The organism is Streptomyces sp. NPDC059668 (assembly GCF_042734135.1).
Classification (GTDB): Bacteria; Actinomycetota; Actinomycetes; order Streptomycetales; family Streptomycetaceae; genus Streptomyces.
In genome coordinates this window covers 1-8,529 of the sequence record NZ_JBHWEL010000070.1, presented here as the reverse complement: position 1 = coordinate 8,529, position 8,529 = coordinate 1, and the positions used below count along the sequence as shown (strand labels likewise).

The 8,529-nt window shown below is 72.1% G+C and carries 8 protein-coding genes; 6 read left to right on the top strand and 2 right to left on the bottom strand.

The features are described 5' to 3' along the window. Nucleotides 1-136: 136 nt before the first annotated feature. Nucleotides 137-808 carry a DUF4097 family beta strand repeat-containing protein gene (locus ACFV2J_RS34215; protein ID WP_385095099.1) on the bottom strand — a complete coding sequence of 224 codons (672 nt, stop codon included), beginning with the start codon at nt 806-808 and terminating at the stop codon, nt 137-139. A 243-nt stretch (nt 809-1,051) separates the two neighbouring features. Here ACFV2J_RS34215 and ACFV2J_RS34210 point away from each other — a divergent pair, with 243 nt between their 5' ends. After that, nucleotides 1,052-1,864 (top strand): helix-turn-helix domain-containing protein, encoded by an 813-nt coding sequence (locus tag ACFV2J_RS34210; protein WP_385442310.1) that lies wholly within the window; start codon nt 1,052-1,054, stop codon nt 1,862-1,864. Between the two features lie 256 nt (nt 1,865-2,120). Here the strand turns inward: ACFV2J_RS34210 and ACFV2J_RS34205 are convergent, their stop codons facing one another. Continuing rightward, a complete protein-coding gene (locus ACFV2J_RS34205; RefSeq protein WP_385095094.1) occupies nt 2,121-3,242 on the bottom strand; it encodes a pyridoxal-phosphate-dependent aminotransferase family protein in 1,122 nt (373 codons plus the stop codon). 349 nt (nt 3,243-3,591) lie between these two features. Between ACFV2J_RS34205 and ACFV2J_RS34200 the strand changes: the two genes are divergently transcribed. The 5 genes from ACFV2J_RS34200 to ACFV2J_RS34180 all read left to right on the top strand — a co-directional run bounded on the left by ACFV2J_RS34200 (nt 3,592) and on the right by ACFV2J_RS34180 (nt 8,300). Continuing rightward, complete coding sequence (locus tag ACFV2J_RS34200; RefSeq protein ID WP_385095091.1) at nt 3,592-4,440, top strand: transporter substrate-binding domain-containing protein; 849 nt, start codon at nt 3,592-3,594, stop codon at nt 4,438-4,440. Further along, nucleotides 4,437-5,270 (top strand): amino acid ABC transporter permease, encoded by an 834-nt coding sequence (locus ACFV2J_RS34195; protein ID WP_385095088.1) that lies wholly within the window; start codon nt 4,437-4,439, stop codon nt 5,268-5,270. Before ACFV2J_RS34200 ends, ACFV2J_RS34195 begins: the two co-directional genes overlap by 4 nt. After that, nucleotides 5,267-6,079 carry an amino acid ABC transporter ATP-binding protein gene (locus ACFV2J_RS34190; protein ID WP_385095085.1) on the top strand — a complete coding sequence of 271 codons (813 nt, stop codon included), beginning with the start codon at nt 5,267-5,269 and terminating at the stop codon, nt 6,077-6,079. The genes ACFV2J_RS34195 and ACFV2J_RS34190 overlap by 4 nt, the downstream gene beginning before the upstream one ends. Before the next feature lie 10 nt (nt 6,080-6,089). Continuing rightward, complete coding sequence (locus tag ACFV2J_RS34185) at nt 6,090-7,181, top strand: amidohydrolase family protein (RefSeq protein ID WP_385442304.1); 1,092 nt, start codon at nt 6,090-6,092, stop codon at nt 7,179-7,181. A 189-nt stretch (nt 7,182-7,370) separates the two neighbouring features. Next, complete coding sequence (locus ACFV2J_RS34180) at nt 7,371-8,300, top strand: SCO1860 family LAETG-anchored protein (protein WP_385097891.1); 930 nt, start codon at nt 7,371-7,373, stop codon at nt 8,298-8,300. Nucleotides 8,301-8,529 lie beyond the last annotated feature (229 nt).

Here is an 8,529-nt window from a genome sequence, read left to right as displayed (position 1 = left end):
ATCGACACCGACTCGCCTCGCTTCCTTACCGCGTGGTGCGCGGTCGCCGCTCCGCCCGCGGCGCCCCGCCCCCGCCGGCGCCGGCGCGCGGGGCCGGGCGCCCCCCCCCCCCCCCGCCCGTGGGGTGCTCTCGGGCTCACAGGCTGCCGGCGGTGATGTCGCCGTAGGCGGTCGTCGCCCGGATGGCGAGGCCCGCTCCGGCGCCGTCGGCGTTGCGGAGGGTGTTGTGGACCCGGCCGTAGCCGGTGCCGGCGTCCAGGGAGGCGGAGACGCCGTGGGCCGCGCCGACCGAGATCCCGCCGTGCTCGGTGCGCAGGACGACCGCGCCGCGCACGGCCTCGGTGACGCGGATGTCGCCCTGCCGGGTGGTGATCTCCGCGCTGCCGTCCAGGCGGCCGATCGAGACGTCACCGTCGAGGAGCGTGAGACGGGCGCTCCCGGTCTCGTCGAGCTCCACCGTGGCCCGTCCGCCCTCGAAGGCGACGTCTCCGAGCCGCCCGACGCCCCTGAGGTCGGCGCCGGGCGCCTTGGCCTCGATCCGGGAGCCGGCGGGGAGGTGGACCGTCACGTCGACGGATCCGGAGGCGCCGAGGATCCGGTTCTCCGTGGTCGCGGTCTCGATCCGCAGGGCCCCGTCGGCGCAGGTGACCTCGGTCCGCTCCGCCGCCCGGACGTCGCGGCCTTTGGAGGCGTCCGCGGGCAGGATCTCGACCGTGGTGTCGGCGCGGTCGGAGGCGACGAACCGGATGCGTCCCGCCGGGATGTCGAGGACGGCCGAGACGGGGGCGGGGGTGTCGAACTTCTGCATCGTGCTCTCCTTCTTCCGCGGCGCGAGCTCCTGTGGCCCGCCGTTTCTGATGATGGAAACGCTACGTTGCATTCATAAGTTCGGCAACACTCTCGTTGCGCTCCAGGGGCGTAGTTGCAGGTAGTTGGCGATATTTCGTTGCAATGGAAGAGAATCTAACGCAACAGTCGTCACCTGCTCGTTGCAATGAAGTGGAGGTGAACGCTATGCTGGAGCCACCACAGGAGCACGAAGGAGACCGCGATGCCGGGAGGCAGACTCACCCAGCAGGAACGTCAGCAGGTCGCGCTGGGACTGGCCGACGGCCTCGCCTACGCGGAGATCGCCAGACGTCTCGACCGGCCGACCTCGACCATCACCCGCGAGGTCATGCGCAACGGCGGTCCGACCGGGTACCGCGCCGACCTCGCGCATCGCGCCACCGAACGCCGCGCCCACCGTCGCCGGCAGGCCGCGCCGCAAGGGCCGGAAGCGCCTCCGCAGTCCCACGGACGAGACGCCGAGGCGGTGCGCGAGTACGAGGAGACGTTCACCACCGTCATCATGCAATCGGGCATGTCCAAGATGATGTCCCGGGTGCTGGCCTGTCTCTGCATCAGCGACGCGGGCAGCCTCACCGCGGCCGAACTCGTCCAGCGCCTCCAGGTCAGCCCGGCGTCCATCTCCAAGGCGATCGCGTTCCTGGAGAGCCAGGGCCTCGTCCGGCGGGAGCGCGACGAACGCCGCCGCGAGCGCTACATCGTCGACGACGACATCTGGTACCAGTCGATGATGGCCAGCGCCCGGTCCACCGCCCAGCTCGTCGAGACCACCCGGGAAGGCGTCCGCGTCCTGGGCCCGGGCACTCCGGCCGCCATCCGCCTGGAGAACATCGCCCGCTTCCTCGACTTCGTCTCCGAGAGCATCGCCCGCGCGGCCGAGCAGGCCCGCGACATCCTCCACGCGAAACCCGGACCGGCCTCCGGGCAGTCGGACCGCCCGGAGGCCGAGAGCGGGACCGTCGCGGCGGAACCGAAGCGCGACGGCGAGCCCTCGGGGGAGGGCGGCGAAGGGTAGGGACGGGTGCGGCGGGGTCGGAGGCCCGAAAGCAGGGGGCAAGGGCCGGGAACCTGGAGCCGGAAAGCAGAGGGCGGGGGCCGGGAGCCCGGAGCCGCCGGAAGCCGGGAGCCCCGGAGCCGTTGGAAGGTGCCGGGAACCCGGGAGCCCCGGAGCCCGTGGATCAGGAGCCGGGAGCCCGAAGCCCGGCAGGGGCGGTCGCCGGCGTCGCCCTGGTCCGATCCCTGCCTTGCCCTGCCCTGTCCTGTCCAGCCCCCTACCCCCACACCTCCGTCACCGCCCGCCGGGCCCCTTCCAGGTCCACCGTGTGCCCGGACTCGGCCAGCGCGGCGCCGACCGCGGCGAGGCAGGAGTGCACGACGCCCCGCGTCGCGTCGGGGCCGTAGTGGTTGACGCGGATCATCTCCTTGGCCAGCGCGCCCCCGCCCGCGACCAGCGGCAGCACCGGGTCCGCCGCCAGGGCCCTGGCGACGAGCACCGTCGCGTCGGCCCCGGCCGGCACCCGCAGGGTCGTCGCGACCGGCGCCGCGTCCTCCGCCCGGTGCACGTACGGCTCCAGCCCACCGCCGAGAGCCACCACCCCCGCCCGGGTCGCCGCCGCGGCCGAGGCGTGCCGGTCCATCACCGCGTCGAGCCCCTCACCCTCGATCCGCTCGACACACGCCTCCAGCGCCAGCATCTCCAACTGCGCCGGCGCGTGCAGCAACGCCTTGCGCCCGCCGTCGACCCACCTCTCCTTCCAGTCCAGCAAGGACAGGTAGGAACGCCGCGGCGCCCCGGGGTTGGCCGCCATCCGTGCCCAGGCCCGCGCGCTCACGGACACGGCGGACACGCCGGCCGGGCCGCCCATCGCCTTCTGTGCCCCGATCACGCACAGGTCGACTCCCCACGCGTCCGGCAGCACCGGCTCCGCGCCGATCGACGCGACGGCGTCCAGATAGAACAGCGCGCCGTGCTCGCGCACCACCTCGCCGATCTCCGCGACGGGGTTCGTGTTGCCGGTCGCGGCCTCCGCGTGCACCAGGGAGACGAAGTCGATCGACGGGTGCTCGGCGAAGGCGTCGCGCACCTGCGCGGCCGTCACCGCGGTGTGGAACGGCACCGCGAGATCGATGACCGTGGCCCCGCAGTCCCGCAGCCAGTCCCCGAAGGTCTGCCCGTACGGCCCGGTGATCACGTTGAGCGCGGTGGTGCCTGGCCCGGCCGTGCCGCGGATGGCGCCCTCCAGCGGCAGCAATGCCTCGCCCTGTGTGATCAGGACGTCCTGCTCGGTGGAGAGCAGCCGCGCCACACGGTCCTCGATCGACGCGAAGTGCGCGGCGCTCAGCGGGGCGAGGTCCAGGAAGGGGTGGGTCACGGCGGTGCTCTCTTCGCTCACGGGTTCCAATGCGCAGCTCCGAGCGTATCCGGCACCCTCGAACGGCCGGAGGACGGGCGGCGGCGCCGGTGGCACATGCGTGCGGGTGGCACATGCGTGCGCCGGGCGCGGCGGGGCAGGTGGAGACGGTGTCGGCGGACTGGGCGGTGGGCGCAGGCCGGCGACCTCGACCGCCGAACAGCGACCTCGACCGCCGGGCGGGCGGCCGAGGCGCGGTCGGCTGCGCCCCAGCACCCCGCGGCAGGCATGACTTCCGAGGCCGAACGATGCAACGACCATCAGATTGGTTTGAGTGAGTCAAACTTTTCCTTATAATCGGAAGCCTCAGTTCCCCCCACAGGAGGTCTCCGTGAACTCGGTCCCCGGACGCCGGACGCGCATGCTGGCCGCCACCACCGCGACGGCCGGGCTGCTGCTCGTGGCCGGGTGCTCTTCGGGCGGCGGAGGGGGCAAGGCCACCGCCCACGGGGTTCCCCTGGTGAAGGCGGGGCAGCTCACGACGTGCACCCACCTCCCGTACCCGCCCTTCCAGTCGGAGATCGGCGGCAAGGTGCAGGGCTTCGACGTCTCGCTGGTCGACCTGGTCGCCAAGAACCTCGGCGTGAAGCAGGCCATCGTGGACACGCCCTTCGAGAACTTCAAGACGGGCGCGTTCCTCAACTCCGGCCAGTGCGACCTCGCCGCGGCCGGCATGACGATCACCCCCGAGCGCAAGAAGAACGTCGACTTCTCGGACCCCTACTTCGACGCGACCCAGGCCGTCCTGGTCGACAAGAAGAGCGGCATCGACTCCCTCGCGGGTCTCAAGGCCAAGGGGAAGAAGCTCGGCGCCCAGGCGCAGACCACCGGTGAGGACTACGCGCGGAAGCAGGGCTTCGACCCGGTCTCCTTCGAGTCGTCCGACGCGGTGCTCAACGGGCTGCGCACCGGCCAGGTGCAGGCCGTCATCATCGACTACCCCGTCGTCCAGGGCTGGCTGAAGGACAAGGCCAACGCCGGCGCCTTCAAGGTGGTGGACAACCTCAACACCGGTGAGCAGTACGGCTTCACGGTGAAGAAGGGCAACACCAAGCTCGTCGACGCCCTCAACGCGGCGATCAAGGACGCGAAGGCGGACGGCACGTACAAGAAGCTGTACGAGAAGTGGATCGGCCCGTACGACGAGAACGCCGCCACCGCCTCCCCGTCCGCCTCATGAGCGGCGGCGACGCACAGCTACAGCCCCGCAGATCCGGCCTGACCCGGCGGCAGAAGCGCGCGCTCTCGCGCGGCGCCCAGTACGTCGTCTTCGTCGCGGCCGTGATCGCCTTCGCGGCCACGGCCGACTGGGGACGTCTGAAGAACCAGTTCGCCCAATGGGACCTGGTCCGGCAGATGTTCCCGGACGTCATCACGCTGGCGCTGAAGAACACCGTGCTCTACACGATGTCCGGCTTCGTCGTCGGTCTCGTGCTCGGCATGGTGATCGCCCTGATGCGGCTCTCCCCGGTGGGCCCCTACCGCTGGGTCGCCGGCATCTACATCGAGATCTTCCGGGGCCTGCCCGCCCTGCTGATCTTCGTCTTCGTGGGTGTCGCCGTGCCGCTGGCCTTCCCGGGCACGCAGATCCCCGGCGGCACCTACGGCAAGGTGGCGCTCGCGCTCGGCCTGGTCTCGGCCGCGTACATGGCCGAGACGATCCGGGCGGGCATCCAGGCGGTCCCCAAGGGCCAGATGGAAGCGGCCCGTTCGCTGGGCTTCTCGCACGCGAGGGCCATGGTCTCGATCATCATCCCGCAGGCGTTCCGCATCGTGATCCCGCCGCTCACCAACGAACTCGTGCTCCTCTTCAAGGACTCCTCGCTGGTGCTCTTCCTCGGCGTCACGCTGGAGGAACGCGAACTCACCAAGTTCGGGCGCGACCTGGCCAGCCAGACCGCCAACTCCACGCCGATCCTGGTCGCGGGCCTGTGCTATCTGCTGGTCACGATCCCGCTCGGATTCGTCGTACGCCGTCTTGAGGCGAAGGCCGGGGAGGCCACCAAGTGAGCAGGCCGGAGATCCAAGTGAAGGACCTGCACAAGTCCTTCGGCGACAACGAGGTGCTGCGCGGCATCGACCTGGAGGTCGGTTCGGGCGAGGTCGTCTGTGTCATCGGGCCCTCCGGCTCCGGCAAGTCCACGCTGCTGCGCTGCGTGAACCTCCTGGAGGAACCCACCAGGGGCCAGGTCCTCGTCGGCGGTACGGAGGTCACCGACCCCGATGTCGACATCGACGCGGTGCGCCGCCGGATCGGCATGGTCTTCCAGCAGTTCAACCTCTTCCCGCACCTGTCGGTGACCGAGAACCTCACGCTGCCGCAGCGCCGGGTGCTCGGGCGGGACAAGGAGCAGGCGGCGAAGGTGGCCGCGGAGAACCTCAGGAGGGTGGGCCTGTCGGAGAAGGCGGACGCCTACCCCGCCTCGCTCTCCGGCGGTCAGCAGCAGCGGGTGGCGATCGCCCGCGCGCTCGCCATGGGCCCCGAGGTGATGCTCTTCGACGAGCCCACCTCGGCCCTCGACCCCGAACTCGTGGGCGACGTGCTCGCGGTGATGCGCAGGCTGGCGAACGAGGGCATGACGATGATGGTCGTCACCCACGAGATGTCGTTCGCGCGCGAGGTCGCCGACCGGGTCGTCTTCATGGACGGCGGGGTGATCGTCGAGGACGGCACCCCCGAGCAGGTCATCGGCAACCCGGGCAACGAACGCACCCGCCACTTCCTCTCCCGGCTCCTGGACCCCGCGATGGCGGACGTCGAGGAGGAGACCCCCGACCGGGCGGACCAGGTGGACCGGGAGGGCGGGGGCCCGAACTAGGGTGCAGTCCATGAGTGATCGCGCGGTGCTGCACGTGAAGGGGCGGGTGCTCGTCGGGCCCGACGAGGTCCGGGACGAACTCTGGGTCGTCGGCGGGAGGATCTCCTACGAGCGTCCCGCCGGCGCCCGTGACGTCCGCCGGGTCGAGGGCTGGGTGCTGCCCGGCCTCGTCGACGCGCACTGCCACGTCGGACTCGACCAGCACGGCCCCGTCCCCGACGACGTCTCGGAGAAGCAGGCGCTGACCGACCGGGACGCGGGCACCCTGCTCGTCCGGGACGCGGGCTCGCCCTCCGACACCCGCTGGATCGACGACCGCGCCGACCTCCCGAAGATCATCCGCGCGGGACGCCACATCGCCCGTACCCGCCGCTACATCCGCAACTACGCGCACGAGATCGAGCCGGAGGACCTCGTCGCGTACGTCGCCCGGGAGGCCCGGCGCGGCGACGGCTGGGTGAAACTGGTCGGCGACTGGATCGACCGTGCCACGGGCGACCTGGGCGCCTGCTGGCCCCGGGACGCCGTCGAGGCCGCGATCGCCGAGGCCCACCGGCTGGGTGCCCGGGTCACCGCGCACTGCTTCGCCGAGGACTCCCTGCGCGACCTGGTCGAGGCCGGCATCGACTGCGTCGAGCACGCGACCGGGCTGACCGAGGACACCATCCCGCTGTTCGCCTCCCGCGGCGTGGCGATCGTCCCCACCCTCGTGAACATCGCCACCTTCCCGCGGCTCGCCGACGCGGGTGACGCCAAGTTCCCGCGCTGGTCCGGGCACATGCGCCGGCTGTACGAGCGGCGGTACGACACCGTGCGTGCCGCGTACGACGCCGGAATCCCGGTCTACGTCGGCACGGACGCGGGCGGCACGCTCCCGCACGGGCTGGTCGCGGGCGAGGTCGCCGAACTGGTGACCGCGGGCATCCCGCGGGTCGAGGCGCTCTCCGCGACGACCTGGGGCGCCCGCCGGTGGCTCGGCAGGCCGGGGCTCGACGAGGGGGCGCCGGCGGACCTGGTGGTGTACGAGGGGGATCCGCGCGCGGACGTACGGGTGCTGAGCGCCCCGCGTCTGGTGGTGCTGAACGGGCGGCCGGTCGGGTAGCGGGCGGTGACCTGGATGTTCGGGGCGGCGCACGGGCTCGTGGGACGCCGGGCGACTTCCGTGCCGTGGGATTCGAATGGATTCACGGATGCGCCACGTTGGAGTGAAGTCACGTCAGGTCGCTGACCGTTCACTCTTAGTACGTAATTCTTTCCGGGTCCCAAGCTTTCTCTCCTGGGGGTCCCACCCTTGAACACCCACTACTTCCGCATGCCCGCACGCCGGTTCACCGTCACCGCGGCGGCCACCGTCCTCGCCGCCGGTCCGGCGGTGCTGGCCGGTGCGGGCTCCGCGCACGCCACCGGCGAGCAGGGCCGGGCCAGCGCCGTCGTCCTGCGCACCGGGCTCGACGTGTCCCTGCTCAACAAGACGGTGAACGTCCCGCTCGCCGTCTCCCTCAACGAGGTGCAGGCGCCGCGGAGCGCCGAACGCACCGCGCTGTCAGCCCGGTTGGACGGTGTCGCAGGCGGCCGGCCCTTCAGCGTGCTGCGCGCGGAGGCCGCCACCGCGAAGGCGACGGTGTCGCCGACGAAGGCCGAGGCGACCACGAACCTCGCGCACGCCAGGATCCATGTCCCCGGACTTCCGCTGCTCTCCCTGGTCGAGCTCTCCCAGGTCACGTCCACGGCGACCTGCGAGGCGGGCCGGAAGCCGGTCGCCTCGACGAACGTGCTGGGCGCGGTGACGGTCCTCGGCAAGAAGGTCACCGTCACGGCGGGCGGTCCGACGCAGGTGAAGGTGCCGGGTGTCGGCGACGTGCGGATCGATTTCTCGAAGGCGCAGGCCTCGTCCCGTACCGCGGCCGCGTCCGCGCTCGTCCTCAAGGTGTCCATCAACCCCTTGAAGCTGAACGTGGCCGAGGTGGAGGGGACGCTGACCCTCGCGGGCGTCTCGTGCGAGGCTCCGGCCGCGCCGGTGCGGGAGAGCGGCGGTGCCGCGCCCGTGTCCGAGGTGACGCCGCAGGGGGCGGCGGAGGCGCCCGCGCCGGCGAAGACGGAGGCGGGGCTGGCCGAGACCGGGGGGTCGTCGGCCACGCCCTACGCCGTCGGAGCCGGGGTGGTGCTGCTGGCCGCGGGCGCGGGAGCGATCGCCCTGGGCCGCCGCCGCACGCGTCCCTGACGCGGGGTCCTTTTCGGGTGCGGGTGTGTGGGGGCTGGTCCCGCAGTTCCCCGCGCCCCTGCCTCTGGCGGCGGATGGGGTGTTCGGGTGCCGGCCGGTGGGGGCTGGTCGCGCAGTTCCCCGCGCCCCTGGAGGGGCGGGGCTGCGCCCCGGCCCCGGCGCGTGGGCGCCGGCCGCGTCTGGTGTCTCCAGCGCGGGCGCGCATCTCCAGCCCTCTCTCTATTACACA